20 protein-coding genes are annotated in these 18,946 nt (G+C 47.8%); 6 read left to right on the forward strand and 14 right to left on the reverse strand.

The features are described from left to right. Window positions 1-70: 70 nt before the first annotated feature. The 4 genes from BMX45_RS16405 to BMX45_RS16420 form a co-directional block, all read right to left on the reverse strand. A complete protein-coding gene (locus tag BMX45_RS16405; protein ID WP_254778102.1) occupies window positions 71-661 on the reverse strand; it encodes a hypothetical protein in 591 nt (196 codons plus the stop codon). Continuing rightward, window positions 654-1,685 carry a C45 family autoproteolytic acyltransferase/hydrolase gene (locus BMX45_RS16410; protein WP_090910601.1) on the reverse strand — a complete coding sequence of 344 codons (1,032 nt, stop codon included), beginning with the start codon at window positions 1,683-1,685 and terminating at the stop codon, window positions 654-656. The genes BMX45_RS16405 and BMX45_RS16410 overlap by 8 nt, the downstream gene beginning before the upstream one ends. Window positions 1,686-1,815: 130 nt before the next feature. Next, window positions 1,816-2,298: an SRPBCC family protein gene (locus BMX45_RS16415; protein ID WP_090910602.1), complete on the reverse strand. Its 483-nt coding sequence runs from the start codon at window positions 2,296-2,298 to the stop codon at window positions 1,816-1,818. Window positions 2,299-2,362: 64 nt separating this feature from the next. Beyond that, a complete protein-coding gene (locus tag BMX45_RS16420) occupies window positions 2,363-2,680 on the reverse strand; it encodes an ArsR/SmtB family transcription factor (RefSeq protein WP_090910603.1) in 318 nt (105 codons plus the stop codon). A gap of 160 nt (window positions 2,681-2,840) precedes the next feature. Here BMX45_RS16420 and BMX45_RS31820 point away from each other — a divergent pair, with 160 nt between their 5' ends. The 5 genes from BMX45_RS31820 (at window position 2,841) to BMX45_RS16440 (ending at window position 10,588) form a co-directional block, all read left to right on the forward strand. Next, window positions 2,841-3,065: a hypothetical protein gene (locus BMX45_RS31820; protein WP_254778103.1), complete on the forward strand. Its 225-nt coding sequence runs from the start codon at window positions 2,841-2,843 to the stop codon at window positions 3,063-3,065. A gap of 4 nt (window positions 3,066-3,069) precedes the next feature. Continuing rightward, window positions 3,070-3,465 carry a helix-turn-helix domain-containing protein gene (locus BMX45_RS31825; RefSeq protein ID WP_254778104.1) on the forward strand — a complete coding sequence of 132 codons (396 nt, stop codon included), beginning with the start codon at window positions 3,070-3,072 and terminating at the stop codon, window positions 3,463-3,465. Between the two features lie 81 nt (window positions 3,466-3,546). Beyond that, window positions 3,547-4,398 carry a proline dehydrogenase family protein gene (locus BMX45_RS16430; protein WP_254778105.1) on the forward strand — a complete coding sequence of 284 codons (852 nt, stop codon included), beginning with the start codon at window positions 3,547-3,549 and terminating at the stop codon, window positions 4,396-4,398. Between the two features lie 287 nt (window positions 4,399-4,685). Next, window positions 4,686-8,504 carry a copper amine oxidase N-terminal domain-containing protein gene (locus tag BMX45_RS16435; RefSeq protein WP_254778106.1) on the forward strand — a complete coding sequence of 1,273 codons (3,819 nt, stop codon included), beginning with the start codon at window positions 4,686-4,688 and terminating at the stop codon, window positions 8,502-8,504. A gap of 371 nt (window positions 8,505-8,875) precedes the next feature. Next, window positions 8,876-10,588, forward strand: coding sequence for a cellulase family glycosylhydrolase (locus BMX45_RS16440; protein WP_090910604.1), 1,713 nt, complete (start codon window positions 8,876-8,878; stop codon window positions 10,586-10,588). Window positions 10,589-10,645: 57 nt separating this feature from the next. Here BMX45_RS16440 and BMX45_RS16445 read toward each other — a convergent pair whose 3' ends face one another. The 6 genes from BMX45_RS16445 to erm form a co-directional block, all read right to left on the reverse strand. Next, entirely contained in the window at window positions 10,646-12,574 is a 1,929-nt protein-coding gene (locus BMX45_RS16445; RefSeq protein WP_090910605.1) for a PAS domain S-box protein, read from the reverse strand. Window positions 12,575-12,723: 149 nt separating this feature from the next. Beyond that, window positions 12,724-12,849 (reverse strand): hypothetical protein, encoded by a 126-nt coding sequence (locus tag BMX45_RS32145; protein ID WP_302847916.1) that lies wholly within the window; start codon window positions 12,847-12,849, stop codon window positions 12,724-12,726. Between the two features lie 25 nt (window positions 12,850-12,874). Continuing rightward, window positions 12,875-13,552 (reverse strand): CPBP family intramembrane glutamic endopeptidase, encoded by a 678-nt coding sequence (locus BMX45_RS16455; protein ID WP_090910606.1) that lies wholly within the window; start codon window positions 13,550-13,552, stop codon window positions 12,875-12,877. Between the two features lie 141 nt (window positions 13,553-13,693). Beyond that, entirely contained in the window at window positions 13,694-14,014 is a 321-nt protein-coding gene (locus BMX45_RS16460) for a thioredoxin family protein (RefSeq protein WP_090910785.1), read from the reverse strand. A gap of 2 nt (window positions 14,015-14,016) precedes the next feature. Next, window positions 14,017-14,388 (reverse strand): MerR family transcriptional regulator, encoded by a 372-nt coding sequence (locus BMX45_RS16465; protein WP_090910607.1) that lies wholly within the window; start codon window positions 14,386-14,388, stop codon window positions 14,017-14,019. A gap of 120 nt (window positions 14,389-14,508) precedes the next feature. Then, on the reverse strand, window positions 14,509-15,381 hold the full coding sequence (erm, locus tag BMX45_RS16470) for a 23S ribosomal RNA methyltransferase Erm (RefSeq protein ID WP_090910608.1): 873 nt from the start codon (window positions 15,379-15,381) through the stop codon (window positions 14,509-14,511). A gap of 356 nt (window positions 15,382-15,737) precedes the next feature. On the opposite strand from erm, the gene BMX45_RS16475 reads away from it, so the two are divergent. Beyond that, the gene (locus BMX45_RS16475) at window positions 15,738-16,166 is read left to right on the forward strand and encodes a GNAT family N-acetyltransferase (RefSeq protein ID WP_090910609.1); all 429 of its coding nucleotides are present in this window, start codon (window positions 15,738-15,740) and stop codon (window positions 16,164-16,166) included. A 46-nt stretch (window positions 16,167-16,212) separates the two neighbouring features. Here BMX45_RS16475 and BMX45_RS16480 read toward each other — a convergent pair whose 3' ends face one another. From BMX45_RS16480 to BMX45_RS16495, 4 genes are all read right to left on the reverse strand, one after another. Continuing rightward, entirely contained in the window at window positions 16,213-16,602 is a 390-nt protein-coding gene (locus BMX45_RS16480) for an iron chaperone (RefSeq protein ID WP_090910610.1), read from the reverse strand. Between the two features lie 24 nt (window positions 16,603-16,626). Beyond that, a complete protein-coding gene (locus BMX45_RS16485) occupies window positions 16,627-16,887 on the reverse strand; it encodes a hypothetical protein (protein WP_175495124.1) in 261 nt (86 codons plus the stop codon). 152 nt (window positions 16,888-17,039) lie between these two features. Continuing rightward, the gene (locus BMX45_RS16490) at window positions 17,040-18,341 is read right to left on the reverse strand and encodes an alpha/beta hydrolase family protein (RefSeq protein WP_090910611.1); all 1,302 of its coding nucleotides are present in this window, start codon (window positions 18,339-18,341) and stop codon (window positions 17,040-17,042) included. A 166-nt stretch (window positions 18,342-18,507) separates the two neighbouring features. Next, on the reverse strand, window positions 18,508-18,936 hold the full coding sequence (locus BMX45_RS16495) for a DUF3021 family protein (protein ID WP_175495125.1): 429 nt from the start codon (window positions 18,934-18,936) through the stop codon (window positions 18,508-18,510). Window positions 18,937-18,946 lie beyond the last annotated feature (10 nt).

Here is an 18,946-nt window from a genome sequence, read left to right on the forward strand (position 1 = left end):
ATGCACGAACGGCACAAAAAACGCTCCTTCACCCGGAAGAAGCGCTCATAATAAAGCCATGATCAACATCCTATGATTTCCAGAAGATCGCCCGGTCCTCCGCACGAAGCTTCGTTACGAAACCGGAAGGGTCCTGAGCCGTGTACCCGATCGAATCCACGATCCATCTGCCCCCCGCGTGCTTGTATTGAATCGTTGCCAATCCGGTATCCCGGAGACGATGCTCGCTGGTTCCCGTCTCATGGGTCGCGTCGGTCATGAGCTTAAAATAGGGATCGATCCGTTTGACATCTTGAGCATGGGCTTCTCCTGGAACCAAAACTTCAAACTCGCTCCGTTCCGGGAGTCGGCTAAGCCGCCATTGATCCGTGAGATGTCCGCCTCGGGGATAAAAGAACGAAACCAGCTTGCTGCCATCCGCCATTTCGTGAATTTCATACGTATAGTCCCGTTCTTTTCTTACGATATCCGGTTTGCCGTATTGGCTTTCTACTGTATATGAATCCGGGGCATACGACATTAGCAATCGATATAAAAAAGGAATGTTGATCTCGTTATGAAGCGTCATATCTTCATCGGCTTTTCCCGCACAAAGCAACAGGAGGACTAACAACACCGCGATTGCACCCATGCGCAATCCTGCTGCCCGAGCTTTAAACACGCTGTCCGTCCTGATATCCATCGATATGTCCCGTCAACGCCGCTTCGGGGATATCTTGGCCCCGGATCCACTCCCTGAACGAAAAATCAAGCACGCCGCCCTGAGCAAGCGAGGTCATGACCCTTCCATCTTCGAAGGCGTACGAAAAGGTATGCAGCGTTCCGAACAAATCGTCATAATCCGTAAAAAACAACGGGGATTTTGGATCCTTAAACAAACCGAAAGCCTCGGTTTGGGTTAACCGTTCCGCATCCAGGCTGTCGAGGTAACGTTTACGCCGCAGGGAATGCTCGATGGCAGGCCTGTTTTTGCCCGTCAACGCCTCATAATGGTTAACGCAGGCAATTGCCGCCTCCCCGCCCGCACGGGAAATCACTTGGTCCGGGCTTGCCTCGACAACGGCCATGTTGCCCTGTGCATCTCCTATTGAAAAGTTATAACAAGCCGCATGGGGAATATGGCGCAGCATATAAGACGCTTCTTCTGCCGTTCCGCACGATTCCAGTATCATCCGAACGCCGACCCAAGGCGACAGTCCCGTCCGGTATCCGTCAAAGCTGACAAAATGCAGCCCGGCGGCAAGCCCTTGCTCATTCACCCCGTCATGCCTGCCTATGGCCTGCAAATTATAGCCCGCGGTCGCCAGGCCTTGATCGGCTTGAGCCACAGTAAAATAACCATCGTACAACGCAGGCGTAAAATCGTAATTTCTTACGTAATACGAAGCCGTGATCATCGCCGAGCAGCCCATGGCCGCGATTTTCGGGACGTCGTATCCGCCCAGAAGCGCCGCGGTTTTGGGAAAGGACATTTCCAAACCTTCTGCCAGTCCTTCAAGCTCCGTTAGCAGCTGCGGGGCAAACTCGTTATAGATGCTCTTCAGCTGCTCCATGTCGATCTCCGGTTTGGTGGCCGCTTCGAAAGCTTTCAATATGGGCTGATTTCGCAGGCTGCGGCCCAGCCTAAGCCCGTTATGATAGTTATCTTCTCTAAGCTGCAAGATGTTTACCTTGTAATCCGGCATTTTGATCCCTCCACCCAGACGGTAGTCCATATGGGAATATATCCCTCACCCGATTATAGATGGAATTTATCCTTCTTCCAATAAAAAAAGCTCCAACCCCGCATGTTTGCATGCTGGAAAGGAGCAAAATTTATGCTCGGGGCAATTGTTCAAATACGTGAACGTATTGCTCGTATTTTTCGGACCAGGCGTCTTTGCGCGATTCAAGCGTCCTGCCATCCAGCAGTGCCTCCATGACGTCCAGGCATACGTCCCAACCGGCAATATCCTTCGGCGTATGATCCGTGATGTTCGTTATCGTCTCGATCAACACCAGACGGCAACCTTCGGCTTCGGGATGCAGCTCAAAACGCACCCGGTCCTCTCCCCACGTATACTCCAGTACCGATAACTCCCGATAGTCCGTAATCTCAAACTCTTCGAACGTTCCGTCCTGCATGTCAAAGGTAATTCTCCCGCCTTGGCGCAAATCCTCCACCTTCAGCTCCGAAAACCACTGCTTCAGCTTGTCATTATCCGTTAGATAGGACCACACCTTCTCAACCGAATGTTTCAGGCGGCGTTCATATCGGACGGTCGTTCCGAACTCGTCTTGCTGTACAACAGCCAGCATCACTCATCCTCCTCATGGAATGTTGATTCAAAAATGGTTCATCCAATCTGGCGCCTTAGGATGATTACGGAGCTTCATCCTCATCCAGCAGCCTCTCCAGATCATCCAGCTTGTTCGTCCAGAACTGCCGATAAGGCTCCAGCCAGTCGTGGATCTCCTCCAGAGGCTTGGCATTCAGGCTGTACACATGCCTCTGTGCTTCTTTGCGCAGCGAGACAAGGCCTGCATCCCGCAAAATACGCAGATGTTTGGACACGCCAGGTTGGCTGAGCTGCATGAGATCTACAATCTCCCCGACCGTACACTCTTTCCCGCGCAGGTAGTCCAATATCGTCCTACGGTTCGGCTCTGCCAATACTTCAAAAAGGTTATCGTTCAACATGTTTATTATATTACCATACAGTTATATTCCCGTAAAGTTATATAATAGGCTTACGCCGTCTTTGAACAAACATATCACCTTCTTTATAATGTAGCTATTGATGTCCGGTTTTAACACGGTGATACGGAAATGCCCCAGCCAAGAAGGAGGAATGACGGAAATGCCCGATATTTTATTTTTACGCGACCCTGATCTGCCGTTTTTGGAAATCAAACAATGCGATGCTTTGGATCATCTGGCCTACAAAAAGCATTTTCACGAAGAAATCTCCATTGGTCTCATTGAGCAAGGGGCTACCCGCGTATGGTCTGCCGGGAAACGCCCGAAATTTGATTCATTCCTGCAGAACAGGGCTTCAGCAAAATGCCACTCCATTGGAGATTGAATCCATGCTGATGACATTAATGCGGGAAACGGGCCTGCTTCAGGAGGAAAGCGCCTCGGTGCCTGGCGGCAATGTGCCTGAATCCCCGGCTATGCTGCGAGCGAAGAAGTATTTGGATCATCATTACAAAGACCGCATTACACTCGATACCCTGCAGGACATATCCGGGATCAGCAAATTCCACCTCATTCGGATGTTTACGGAAACCTATCATCTTGCTCCGCATGCCTACCAAAATTTATTGCGCATCAATTATGCGAAAGAGCAGCTGTTACAGGGGAAGACCAGCGCAGACGTTGCTGCCGAGTCCGGGTTTTACGATCAGAGCCATTTCACGAGAGCTTTTGCCGGGTGCGTGGGGACAACGCCTCTTCGGTATGCGAAAGCAGCGTCATCTTAAACCAACCGCAATTTTATACAATACCGCCTCGCGCAGACGCTGATAGAATCATGAAGATCCCAATGTTGCGAGGTGTTTCACTTGAACGATTCTTTATCTGAACAGGCTTTTGCCGACGCTCTGAAGTCAGTTGCCCGTAACCTGCAGCTCAAACAATACGTCCGGCAATCCGCCGAATGGTATCCGAACCTGCTGCGTGCAGCGGAGCGTTTTGTCGCGGGAGACGTGCTGGAGCGAGGTTTGTTCTGCCGGGATGCACTGGATGCCCGAGGTTATCGGACTTCGCTGGAATATATCGGGGAGAACACCCTGACCGAAGCCGAATGTACGCAGGCTTTCCTGGAGTTCTCCCGGCTAATCGAAGCCTGTTCGAAAGGCCGGCCGGGCACCCGTATTTCGCTCGACCTGTCCCATATCGGATTATCGGTAGACGAGAATTTGGCTTACCGGCATCTTGAAGGGCTTGCCAGCCAAGCGGAGGCGGCCGATTTAGAGCTGGTCATCAGCATGGAGGAGTCCGCCAAAACGGATGCCATCCTTGCGCTGCATCGCAAAATATCGGCCCGGTTCACGAATGTCGGCATCACGCTGCAAGCCCAGCTCCCCCGAACCCTGGAAGATCTCGAACAAATTCTTGCCTACGGTTCTGGCACGATCCGCATCGTAAAAGGCGCCTATCAGGAACAAGAGGGACACTATATTCCTCGTTCCGAGACGCTTACCACCAGGTATATTCAAATGGTGGATTTATGCGTTCAGGCAGGCAGGCCGGTATCGGTCGCCACTCATGATGAACCTATCCTGTGGCATATGACCCGCAACGAAGTGTATCGCCGCGCAGCCGTCGAAATTGAAGTGCTGTATGGCATACGAACGGACCTTGCCAAGCAACTGAAGGAGGACGGCTTCCCCGTCCGAATCTACCTGACATAGAGCGAGGAGTGGTTCCTGTACTTGTGCCACCGAATCGCCGAGCACCCGCCGAATATCTATGATGCGGTAACACGGTCGATCGCAGGCGGCACCGAACCCATTACCCAATATTGATCAACAATAACGAGGGAAGAAACAGCAAATATTTGCTGTTTCTTCCCTTATTTATGATCTGGTACTAAAAAATATTTTCGGAATGCCGATGTAATAGTTGAAACTTTATTATGAACGAATGCGTCATATTGTAGAGGAAAATAATAACAAAGCAAATTCAGGAGGTTGAGTGTGTGAAAAGAATATGGACTGCCTTGCTAGCAGCTATACTGTTAATCCCCATGACATTCCAATCGCAGGCCCAAGCGGCAGTGAACATCAGCGTCTTGATTGACGGCGTCAAGCTGTATACGCCTCAAGCGCCTGTCATGATCCAGGGGCGCGTCATGCTTCCGATGCGATCCATCTTCGAAGCCTTGGACGCATCGGTCAAATGGAATCAAAAGACGAAAACCGTCACGGCGGTCAAGGATGGCACAACCGTCATCCTAAAAATCAACTCCAAAACGGCCACCATCAATAACAAGACGGTAGCGCTGGATGTACCGGCGAAGAACTTAAAAGGCAACACCATGGTGCCGGTCCGCTTCGTAAGCGAAGCCCTTGGCCAAAAAATCGGCTGGAATTCCAAAACGAAAACCGTTACCGTCACCACGACGAACAATTCCGGCGGCGGTGGAAATACTACTGGCATCGTGCCGGTGAATTATGTGACTCTTCGGGATATCGGCAATGCCGGAGACGGCCGTGATTTGCAGGTCAGCTTCTCCAAATCGTCGACCGAACCTTTAATCTCGCATTACCGCGTCATGATTGTAAAGCAGTCCAAGACATTGAACCAAACCGAGGCACAGCGCGTATCCTCCGCTGCTTACGCCACGGTATATCCGTCCGGCTCGGATCCGACGCTGACCCTTACATCCGGCTCAAAGGATGTGGACGGTGACCTTATCCGCGATAACCAGGCTTATAAAGCTTATGTATTGGCAGTCAGCAAAACAGGCGGCACGTATGCCCTTTCCTCGGCTTCCCCGTCGTTGACGCTGACCAACACCAATTCGGTGAACGGAGCAACCAACGTAAAAGCGAGCGATGTGAGCGACTACGGCGATGGCCGTGATCTTCAGGTCAGCTTCACGCGCGCCCAGAACGAGAGCAATGTAACCAACTATCGCGTGTTCGTGGTGAAAACGAAGGATGCGGCTAACTTCAACTTGGCAGCAGCTAAGTCTGTAGCTAGCCAGAATTATACGACGGTGAGCAAAACCAGTACGACGAATACAACGCTGTCCACGACGCTGAGTTCTTCTGCTCGCGATACTTCAAACGAGCTCATCCGCAGCGGAGTCGCTTACACCGTGTTCGTCCAGTCTGTGAGCAGCAATGAGAACGTGCTTGCAAGCAACCTGTCCTCAGGTTCGGCTTCCATCACCCTCAGCACAGGCAATGCAACGGTCCCATCCATTACGCAGGTAACGGATATCAGCGATTATGGTGATGGCCGCGATCTTCGCGTAAGCTTTAACAAGGTATCCAACGAATCCAACATTCACTCTTATCGCGTGTTTGTCGTAAAGGACAGCAATTACAGCAGCTTCAACTTGAGCAAAGCCAATGCTGTCTCCAGCTACAACTACACCCAAGTCAACAAAACCGGGAATAACATCAACAACTTGACGTTGGCGTCCGGTGCCAGAGACATAGACGGAGCAACAATTCGTAACGGTGTGTACTATCGCGTATTCGTCATGGCCGTGGACTACAATAACTCCAATAATAACGTGTTGTCCGCTCCATCGAGCTCCATTATCTTGAGTTCCAGCACCAATCTGGGCGCAGTCACCAATCTGTCCGTCACTGACGTAAACAACTACAATGACGGACGCGACTTGCAGGTGTCATTCACCCAGCCGTCGGATCGTTCTAACATCAGCTATTACCAAGTATTCGTTGTAAAATCATCCGATAGTTATTTCGATCTGTACAGAGCCAACAACTTAAACAACAGCAATAATTACACTCAAATCAATAAGAACAACAGCAGTAACAGCATTACTCAAACCTTGAATTCCAACAGCCGTGATATCGATGGAGAGCTGATTCGCAATGGCATCAGCTATCGCGTATATGTCCTGTCGGTAGGATATTCGGGCAATAACAATGCATTATCCAATTACTCATCGATTACGCTTGGAAACAACAATCAGGGCAATGTAAACCCTGTTTCCACGCCAACCTTGTCCATTATCGGCAATAATGGTAACGGAAGCGACCTGAGAGTCTCTTTCAATCCTGCAAATGGCGAAAATTTCATTGACCATTACCGGATTCTCGTTGTGAAGTCCTCTAAGAACCTGACTGTGTCCCAAGCTTATGACAACAAGAATTACATCACGGTTTACAAAACCGGCGGCACTATCACTCGAGATTTGACCAACACGACCAAGGATTCTGATGGGGATCTCATTCAAAGAGGTTCAAGCTACCGGGTGTATGTCTTGTCGGTAGGCTACTCGAATAACGGCAGAGCACTTTCATCCGTCTCTCGTGACGTAACGATTCAAGGCGTGACTGAAGTTGGTAAGGCTACAAACGTTACAGTAGCGGATGACGGCAATGAAGGCAACGGAAGTGATCTGAAAGTAACTTTCTCCCATGCCAGCGGAGAAGGTAATATTGATCATTATCGCATTTTTGCGGTCAAATCATCCAAGAGTCTGACATTATCCCAAGCTCAATCAAACGATTATTACACTAAAGTGACTAAAGCGAACAATTATAGTCAAAATTTAGGCGCTAATGCCCGAGACACAGACGGTGAGCTGATTCGGAATGATCAAGGCTATCGCGTGTATGTCTTATCGGTAAGCAACAGATCCTCTAATTACAGCGATGCTCTTTCCGCTCCATCCGACGAAATCAAGTTGCAAGGAGTAAGTCAGGTAGGAGAAGCAAATAATGTTCGAGTGAAAGATGCTGGTGAAGAAGGCAACGCTAGTGACCTGAAAGTATCCTTCACTAAATCTGCAAACGAACAAAACATTAGTGAATACCGAATAATCGTTGTAAATGAATCAGACTTGAGCAAATTCAATCTAGATATTGCTAATGGACTCCCAGCAGAAAGCTACTTTACCGTCTTTCCTGGTGCTAACTATGATGGCAATCTTATAGACGGTACCCTAGATGCATTCGGAAAACAAATTGCTAATCAACAAACATACCGTGTATTTGTTTTATCTGTTAGCAACAATAAGAATATTAAAAACACGCTCTCAAAAGCTTCCAATTCAGTAACATTGGAAAACAAAACAGCTCTGGAGATTCCCTCCACTGTGAAAGCAGAAATTGTAAGCGGAAATGGTAATGCCAGTGATGTTGCCGTCAAGTTCACGGGAACAACTACAGGGATTAATGAATATCGGATTATGGTTGTTCCTTCGGATAAAACCTTGGAAATAAAAGGAGCAGAAGGAATAAAGGATAACAATCTTTACACTGTAGTTGACCCTAAAGCAGGCGAAATAGTGCAAAAATTAACCAGCTCAAAAGACGTGAACAATATTGCCATTTCTGAGGGTAAGGAATATAAAGTTTACATTCTAGTCGTTGCGGATGGGAAAACGCAAAAATCTAACGGCTTATCTCCAGCATCCGAAAACTTCACCATACCCGCCCCATTTCAAGCTTCGGCCGTTAAAGCCAGTTTGAATAAAGACGGGAAGCTTCAAGTTGATTTCACGAAAGCGATCAACGAGGCAAACATCAAACATTATCGATTGTTGTTTGTGCCAAAAGAAGAAATCAAAAACTTCGATCTTCCAAAAGCAACGATAGCTGCTGCGATAGAAGATGCTAAAGCAACGATAACACCAATGGGAAAAAACATCTCAGAAATTATCGACATCGATACGCTAAATCTAGTTATTCAAAATGATACGGAGTACGGTGTATTTGTATTATCGGAATTAAAAAATCAAACAAGTGTGCAGACAACTACTCTGCTCTCTAAACCATCTAATACCTTGAAATTACCTATAAAAACTCCGTAATATTCGAGTTATAGTGTAGAAGTTCCCCATCATACTTCAAAACGCTTCAGTCCCAAGAAAGCTGTTCCTCCTGTCAAATTTGACAGGAGGAGCAGCTTTTTTATCCGCTTCTTCCATCAAGCCCCCATATTAGAACTCTTTCTTGCATCTCATAACTAATTTCCACATGATTTTAAGATGAATTTTCCGGGTACTTCCCCATGGAAAAATATGATAATTTATTTTCAGAAAGCGCTTTCAAAAATATCGTTTGGAGGTGAATCCTGACCTTAAAAGCCAATGTTGCATCTAGGTCCTCAACAACGGATAACGGTTATTGAATGAATCTAGTGAAAATACCGCTTCACAACTTCATGACAAAGGAGATGCTAATGATAAACCTCAATAAGAAATCCATCTGTTCCTTGGCTCTCATCGTTTCTCTGGTCATCTCATTGTTCCCTTCATACGCATCCGCAGCGAAACACGAACATCCAAAGCATCCAAAGAAAAATCTCCAAGCCTACGTCAATGATATGCAGCCCGGCTGGAACCTGGGTAATTCGCTGGATGCCGTGGGAGCTGACGAGACGGCATGGGGAAATCTGCGCATCACCAAAGCGCTGATCGACCAAATTGCGGCACAGGGATATAAGAGCATCCGCATTCCGGTAACCTGGAACCATCACATCGGCAGTGCACCGAGTTATGCAATCGACGCCTCTTACATGGACCGGGTCGAGGAGGTTGTCGATTGGGCGCTGGACGCCGATCTGTACGTCATGATCAATGTCCATCACGATTCGTGGCTGTGGATCAGCCATATGGAGAACAACCGCAACGAAGTCGTTGCCAAGTACAACGCCGTATGGACTCAAGTTGCCCAGCGCTTCCGCACCCATTCGAACAAGCTGATGTTTGAAAGCGTCAATGAACCCCGCTTCTCGGATGGCGGGACCACCGACGAGTCCAAAGCCTTTCAGATGCTGGATGAACTTCAAACGTCGTTCCATCGGATCGTCCGCGGATCTGGAGCACGCAACGCAACCCGGCCGCTTGTGCTCTCTACCCTTGAGGCATCCCCTACTCAAGCTAGAATGAACGAGCTTTACAACACCATGACCAAGCTGAATGATGCCAATCTCATCGCCACCGTCCATTATTATGGGTTTTGGCCGTTCAGCGTGAACATCGCGGGGTATACCCGTTTTGAGACGGATACCCGAAACGATATCGATCAGACGTTCAACCATGTATATGACACCTTTATCGCTAGAGGGATTCCCGTTATCCTTGGCGAATACGGGCTGCTTGGCTTCGATCAAAGCACAGGGGTCATTGAGCAGGGCGAGAAACTGAAGTTCTTCGAATATCTAACCTATTATCTCAAACAGAAGAACATTACCCATATGTTATGGGACAACGGCCAGCACTTTAAGCGAACCGCCTTTACCTGGTCCGATCCGGAGCTGTACAACATCATGAAGGCAGGTTGGAGCGGACGTTCTTCCACGGCTGATACCGATCTGATTTTTGTGAAAAAAGGAGCGGCTGTCCTGGATCATAGCATCCCATTGAACTTGAACGGCAACGCACTGACCGAAATCCGCTCAAACGGACAGCGGTTAGTCGCCGGGCAGGATTATACGCTGAACGGAAATACGATTACGTTTACATCCAGCCTGCTGTCCAGGCTGACCTCATCCGGACAATTCGGAGTGAATGCCGTACTGACGGCCAAGTTCAACCGAGGCGCGGACTGGAACTTCAGGGTTGTTTATCATGATACGCCTGTGCTGCGCAGCACGCAGGGAACCACTGATTCGTTCAGCATTCCCGCGACGTTTAACGGGGATCAGCTGGCCACGATGGAGGCTGTTTACGCATCGGGAGGCAATGCAGGGCCGCAGGACTGGACCTCCTTCAAGGAATTTGAATACACGTTTTCCCCATCCTACGCCAGCCATGAAATCAAGCTTAAACCTGTCTTTTTTAACGAGGTCAGAGACGGAGAAGTCATCCTGAAGTTTCATTTCTGGAGCGGCGAAGTCATCACCTACAACCTAACCAAGAACGGCAGCAGCGTGACAGGTACCACCTCATAGGTTATGTTGCATGGGAATAACAAAAGCTCAAGTGAGATCACTTGAGCTTTTGTCTATCTAGGCTTGCACAATATTTCGTTCTGCCAGAAACTTATCAATAATGGCCGAGATGACATTCAAGCTGACAGGCTTGCTTACATACTCATCCATGCCCATTCCTAAATATTTCTCGCGATCCCCCTTGATTGCATGTGCCGTCACGGCCACGATATAAGGTTGATGATCGGACGGGGCCGATTCCTTAATGAGCTGGACCGCTTCCATGCCATCCATGAAGGGCATCTGTATATCCATGAACACCATATCATACGGATATCGCTTAAAGGCCTCTACCGCCTCGAGCCCATTCAGAACGGTAGTCGAATTGTACCCCAGCTTCTCAATCATTTTCTTGAGGACTAATTGGTTCACCTCATTATCCTCAGCAATCAGAATTTTCAGATCGCTGCCGTCAGAGTAATTCTCGTGAACCGTCCCGGCCTCCGGCATGTTGCTCGCGTTAGCACTAAACGAAAAATCGACCGTAAACGTAAAGACGGACCCCTGCTGATTCGGATTTCGCTCATACCAGATATCCCCGCCCATCAACTGAACGAGTTTTTTGCATATGGCCAGCCCGAGTCCCGTTCCTTCCACCTGCCGTGTCATATAATGATCCACCTGATAGAAGGGTTCGAACAGCTGCGCAACCTTCTCGTTAGGCACCCCTATGCCCGTATCCGTAACGGAGAATTGAATGAGCGCCGAGTTAGCCTGGTCCCTAACACACTGAACCGAGATGGAAACGGCACCGTTCGGGGTAAACTTAATGGCATTGCTCAGCAGGTTCATCAATACCTGGCGCAGCTTCGTCACATCCCCATATACTTGATTCGGCACATCGGACGCTACAGAGGTGGTCACCTCAATATTTTTGTCCAGCGCCTTCGGGAGAATCATATTCAAAGTCTCGGACAGGGCCGTTCTTAAGCTGAATGTTTCCTCTACCAGCTCCGTTCGACCCGATTCGATCTTCGAGAAATCCAAAATATCATTAATGATGTTCAGCAGGGTTGTCCCGCTCTTCTTGATGATCTGTACGTACTCGCGCTGCTCCTCATCAAGCTCGGTATCCAGTATCAAATCCGTCATCCCGATTACGCCGTTCATCGGCGTCCGGATCTCATGGCTCATCATCGCCAAAAACTCGCTTTTGGCGTTATTTGTCTTCTCGGCTGCTTCTTTCTCGATGATAAGCCTTTTCTGTTCCGTCATATCCTTGGCTATAATGTAGAAACCCACATTCTTGCCTGAAATCACAATGGGTGCCAGCGTTGCGAGCACTTCGACCTGATGACCGCCCTTGTGATGGATGCAGTTGATTTCCTTCTCGACGGCAACATAATCGGGTGAAAAGGAGAGCACGCGGGCAAGATTGCGTTCGCCGATCAAATTTGAGATTTTGGTTCCGATTAACTCCGGGATCTTAAATCCCGTCAGCTGCTCCGCCATCTGGTTTCCGTTTATAATCCTTCCTTCCAGATTGAAGGAAATAATCGCATCATGGTTATACTTCTTCAGCGAGGTGTATCGCTCAATACTCTCCTGGAGTCTCTGCTCGGCTACCTTGCTGTCGGTAATATCAACAATTTGCGAGATGAAGAACAAGGGGGTTTGATCCTGATCGTCGCGAACCAGAGAAACATGCATGGATGCCCAAATGACATTGCCATCCTTATGTACAAATTGTTTCTCCATCGAAATGGTTGAGGACTCTTCATCCAGAGATTGTAACAGCTTGTCTTTATTGTTAATGCATTCAGAATAAATATAATCGGTTGCCGGCTGTGCCATTAATTCTTCGTCCGTGTAGCCAAACATTTTGCACGCCGCAGGATTTACGCTGATCCAGCTTCCTTCGATCGTAACCAGGGCAATGCCAATTGGAGCACTTTTGTAGACATGTTCAAACAGAGCTTGATGGCCGAAAATGTTGATATCACTCATACTCTGCACCTCCTGATACCGCTTATTATACATCAGCGTCGTCAAAATAGGCGTTTTTTTAGAGTAATTTTTTATTGCTAATCATTAGTAGAGTCATCGGTATACCATACGATAGATGTTATCCCTTGTTAGCAGAAATATCCTCCGCATTACCAAGCGATTCGTTGCCGTTCACGAAAAAAATTCCCGCTGGGTTCATCATCCTCCATCGTCGCCAGCCATACCGCCGTATCGGCCCTATCGGCAACGGTTAACGGAGCGTCTGCTCCCCCCATATCGGTCTGAACCCGAAACCCACACTCAAATTATCCCGAACAGCATCAAACCGATCGCGTTGATCGCAAAATTGGCAAACATATGCACCATCCAGGACGCGTAAATATTGCCGTTTCGCTCATTCAGCCAGTTAAACAACAGGCCCGCGACAACCAGTCCCGCGATTAACAAGAGGAACAATCCTATCGAGAACCAGCTGGACATCATCGCAACATGATACACGGCAAAAGCCCCGGCACTGAATACATAAGCAAATCTGCGCCCGACCTGCTCCTTCAGCGTAAAAAAAGCAAAGCCGCGGAAAAAGAACTCTTCCAGCAATGAATTCACGATGGATATGTAAAGGGCGACAAATACAAAATTGCCTGCATTGACTCCCATATTATCCTCCAGTGCCCCTGTTACCTTGGTAAAGTCGAATAAAGGCCCCAGCCCAAAATAAGCACCCAGTATGAAGGCGAATACGCCGAATCCCAGCAGCAGGGAGGTTAGGAGACCCCTTCTCTCGAAAGCGAACAGCCTGCGAAACGGCACCCCGCCGGCGATGATGGCGTAGCCAATCGGCAATGTCAGAAAGAGGATGATTTTGATGGCGGATTTGACGGCGTAATCCGGACGGATCACCGCGTCGACCAAGCTCATGGCTAGACAGCTAAATACGATGATGGCCATAAGAGAAACGATTTTCCTTCTTGATCTCATTGAAAGTATCTCCTTTAAACAGGTTACATCCATACATCTTCCATATATTAGAGTTCGATACGCAGGGCGTAATGCCCTCTACTATAGAAGAAAACGCCCCTGACATCACGACATCAGAGGCGTTTTCTCTATTCATTCATTTTATGATACATAACGGCCCAGCGCCGCTTGGTATACACTTTTTGGCCGGAGCCCTATCAATTTATCTGCCGGTTCTCCGTTATGAAACACAATCACCGTCGGCATGGACATGATGCCGAATTGGGCGGCAAGCTCGGGGGATTCGTCACAATCCACCTGATAGATGTCCAGACGCCCCGCCTCCTCACGGCTCAGCTCTTCCAGAATGGGGAGCAGCACTTTGCAGGGCGGGCACCATGTGGCTCCGAATTCAACAAGCGTGACCCCGTCGTGGTTAATCGCGCTTTGAAAGCTCCCTGCGTCTAATCGTGGTAAACTCATTTTCATTCCTCCGCTTCCTCCGATTCCCGTTCATCCAGAATCGATTGCATGCGTTCCTCCAGATTCATCTTGATATGATTCAGCTGGTGAATCTGCGCTTCGATCTCTGCGATTTTTTGACGAAAAATCGGGAACACCTCCGCGCAAAACGCCTCTTTGTTTTTCAGGACGCAATGCAGGAAACCGGCGATCTGCTCGGTGGTCAATCCAAGGTTGAGATATAACTGGATGGTACGCACCTGCTCTTCCGCAAGCATCGAATATTCCCGATAACCGTTCTCGTTTCGGACCGGCGTCAGCAATCCTTGCTGCTCGTAGTACCGCAGCGAACGAATGCTGACGCCGGTACGGGCCGCGAGTTCTCCGATTTTCATGCTTTCACACCTCCTGGACGAACGATTCGATTTCATTGTAAACCCTGACACTAGTGTCAGGGTCAAGAGGATTTCGCGATTTTTTTCAAAAAGCGAGGATTCGGAGTGTTGGCTAACGCTTCAAAGTCGCTTTCTTTTCTCGGACTTGCTACCGGCGCCCTTGCGAAGCTTCGGCCAGCGATTCGCCGGCACATGCCGGAGCATCGTATGAAAAACGGTCCCCCACTGCTCTTCGTTCAGCCGACCGATGGGGAGCTCTCGATCCACTCTCAGCACGTTAACGAGCTTCGCCATCTGGGGAGGCGTAAACACGCCCGATAGAGCCGCAAATAACGGCAGGCGGGCATCCCGCAGCCCATAGGCGGCCAGCGCCGTAAACTTGGGCTGATGCGGAGCGGCAATAAACGGCTTCTTCCTCCGGTGAATGGTCAGAATGGCTGAATCCACTTGGGGAGGCGGCGCAAAATGACGGGGCGAAACGGTCCGCACGAGCCGAATGTCATACTGCATCCTCCAGCTGAGAATTCGCGGATCTTGAATGGGAACGGCCGTAAAACGTTTGGCTGCCCCCATCTCCACAAGCAGTACGGCTCGCTGCAGAGGGAGTCCGCGGCACTCCAAAAGCTTCCCCATGATCGGCGTAGTGATCGAATACGGAATATTGGCCACGACGGCAAATGGATTTCTCGGCAGCGAGATTTCCAGAAAATCAGACTGCTTGACGCGAATGTTGTTTCTATCTTTCATCTTGCCCAGCAATTTATCCACAAATGCCGGATCCGTCTCGATTGCGAGCACGTGTGCCGCTTTCTCTGCAAGCGGAAACGTTAACGCCCCTGTACCCGCGCCGATATCAAGGATGGTATCGGTGGAGCGAATCCGGGCCAAGTCGATCATATCATAAATCAGCCTTTTGCTGATTAATAGATGCTGCGCGGAAAAGTTGGACGGTTTCTTCAGCTTTTCACGATGGGTTTTATGATATTTGGACACAAAAAAGCACCTCATTCATTCGTATAGTAATGAAAAAGGCACAGCACAAATAATCCTTCGCATTTTTACATGAAAATGGATGGATCTAGATGTTCTGTACCCTCATTAACGAATACGTATGAATGCGATGCAGCACATGTCAGGACAATCCTCCCTTAGATGAAACGGATAAAATAACACTGACAGTATAACATAGTCACCCCGCTTCCTCACGGTTACATTCTGTTAAAAGGATTTTTTACCGTCGGTACATGCTATAGATATGGTATGTTGAGGATGATTGCTAGCATAACTGTATTCGAATCCAGCAAACCCCTCGCATTCGGCATACCAGAAGGAGTAAAGGAGTAAAACATATGAATATCTATTTCACGAACGAATCGAATGAAACCAATAGCGTGGACAAACATTACGTAAGAAACCACATGATAGCGTATAATCTGAAGCATTTCCCTGACGATTTAAAAGGCCGTTACCAGGAAATCAACTTGTTGTTAAGGAAGGAGGACGGTCAGATTTTGGGCGGGGTCGTTGGTGAAATATGCTGGAACTGGCTGGAGATCCACTATTTGTTCGTGGATGAATCCTTCCGTCAATCGGGGTACGGTGCCAAGCTGTTAAACAAGGCCGAAAACATCGCAAAGGAGAAGCAATGCGAATTCGTTAAATTGGATACGCTGAGCTTTCAAGCCTTGGATTTTTACCTCAAGCAGGGTTACGAAGTGTATGGCAAAATCGAGAACGCCGGGCGGCATACCCACTACTATATGAAGAAAAATCTATAAGATAAAAGAAGGCAGCGAGGCTGCCTTCCCCTCCCGAGCACTCCGCTTACCTCCTCTTTTTCGCTTTACTTTCTGCCTTCTCCAGGTTTTGCTGAACCCGATATTGGACGATTCGGCGTATCAGGTCATAAGGCAGCGGCTGATCGATCGGAAATTGCAGGGTGCCCTTGGACGTATGATATACCTTCAGCTCATCTTGGAACGCCTCGATCCCGCTGGGCGCGGGGTAAAAGCCGATATGTTTCTTGAATGCAGCAAAATGCACCAGGTTCCCGTGGAGGTCGAAGGTTGGCATCTGGTAGCTGATTTTTTCCTTGGCTTCCGGGGCTGTTTCCTGAATCACACGCCTTAATGTCTGCAGAGTTTCCTGGACCTCCGGAGCACAGCTCGAAATGTATTCGTCGATCGACCCGTATACGATTTTGTCATCTTTCATCAGATATAACAGCCCTTTCGCAGGTTAATACGTTTCATAAACGAGATCCCCGTTCATTTCAAGCTTGTCATGAAACAGGACGTATACGTATAGTTGTCCGGCCGGCGTATCGCCTGCATCATACCCTAGCCGAAACGTGCCGTCCTTGTCGAAGGCAAGCTCGGATAGAACCACTTCGTTCACGTCTTCGTCGGGGTGCATCCCGGCAATCAGATCCAGCGCCTGATCGTTCAGCTCCCCAAAAGTCGCCCAGGCATTGCGGATGACCGGGGACAGCCGGTTCATGTCCGCTTTGGCAGAGGCCTCCAGGAGACGGAGCTTTCTGTCATTTTTAGTAATTTTCCATTCATAAATCCTGAAACGGGCACTTTTTGCACATTTTCGGTAGTAGGGACCTTCTTGCCCATATTACTTAAATTCATTAATTCGACAGATACTCAATACGTCGCTTTTGGATCAAACTGACCTTGATTCTTTAGCGCAGAGTCAAAAAACCGAAGGATAAGTTCATTTTGGGTTTCAATCGCATAATACTTATCGATATCTGCTTTTCCACCATTCAATAGGTTTGCCAATATAGGCGAGAATAAAGGTAGATCGGTTAAACTTAAATGTTTTGCGCCTTTAAAATAAACGTTGAATGCACCTTTAAAACTTTCATTCGAAATGCGATTCGCAATATACGGAGGACTGCTGTCCAGCTGTATCCACACATCATCCGAATAAACGTTAAGAAGCGGGATGGTGAAAGCTTCGGATTTTGCAGTTAATTCGTTCGTAACTTTATCGTATACAAGCTCGCTAAAGAACGGAGCATCTATATTCACTACGGCGTCAATATCATCGCGCTCCCTGCTCAGTGCTACGCTTGCCGCTCCCCCCATAGAATGACCGAACACGCCTATTTTCTGTGTATCGATTCGCTCATATACAGAATCTTTATTCTGCCCTACTTGTTCTAGGATAGTATCCATGACAAAATCCATATCATCCGTTCGCAATTTCATCCATTTTTGATTAAGCTCGAAATACTCACCTAGCGAATAAGCCCCTTTATTTGCATTGTTGAATTCTTGCATGTACTCGGGATTAATTGTCACGACCTTCCCATCCTCGGAAACGGTATAAAAAGAATGATAGGGATGGTCAATCGAAACGACGACATAACCATGGCTCGCAAGCTCTGTAAAGGTAGAAGTATTGCTGGTTTTAATACCAAATGCTCCATGGGAGAACACAAGCAAAGGATAGGTTCCGTCTGCCTGTTCAGGATACCAAAATTCCACGTTAACAAACCGATTGTCTCCCTGATCTGTAAATTCTTCGATACGATTCTTGTCCACATAGCTGTAAGTGGCAGTCGCCACTGCATACGGACCTGTCACTTGCGGCAATTTATACTGTGGAAAAAGTAAAATCGGAACAAGAGTGACAACGATAGTCAGTGCGAGCACAAGGAATTTCCATATCGTAGAAAAAACTTTGTAACCCGGAGTATGTGTTTGTTTGCGCAAGAGTGCAACCATTTCTTTGAAAGCTAATATAAAGAGCAAGCCTGCAAACAGCCCCCAAGTGTACTCCCATACGACGATTTTCCCAAAGATCAGCATTATGAATACTATAAATGTTGCGATTCTCATCCAGCTCTTTATCTTGCTGTCGCTTTGCTTGGTTGCAATGGAATAAACGGCAATTGCAAGCTCTAAAACCAACATAACAATAAGTATTAAAATCCCCATAAGTCTTCTCTCCTCCTCCAACTTTTTATGAGTTCATCATAAGAATTGGTAGAGGATGTGTATACACATAAACGATAAGCTGTAGCTGAGGGCACCTAAGTTGTAAAAAACAACGCAATGAAGTGTATTTACGCTGCAAATACTCTTTTTAGGTTGTGTATACCTTCTAATTCTCGTTTTTAAATGTTTTTAATCTTTCATTAATCATTTGAGCTTCTTTTTTGTCGCTCTTATAGGCCAGCAGGCGAACGATCGCATATACTACGGCAATTTGCAAAGCCAATAATAATATACCGGAAGTGGTGTATACGAAATTCAATATGACAGCGAGAGAAATTAAAACAGCTTCCAGAAAGAGGAAATGAAAAACCACCCACAAGCGCATTTTATTCTCGCTAATCGAATGCGGTATATATAAAATGATTCCAGTTAAAGCACCCAGAAAAGAGAAAGCCAAAATTGTAAAAATCGTATTTAACTCGAAACTAGAATCAGGAGCATAGATTTGCCGTAATATAGCGATGATTATCATGATGGAGGCGAATATAATTAAGAAATCTCTGATCATTTCTTTGATGAGGCCAAAATACTTCATATAGGTCCCC

It is taken from the genome of Paenibacillus sp. cl141a (assembly GCF_900109305.1).
Taxonomy (GTDB): Bacteria; Bacillota; Bacilli; order Paenibacillales; family Paenibacillaceae; genus Paenibacillus_AQ; species Paenibacillus_AQ lautus_A.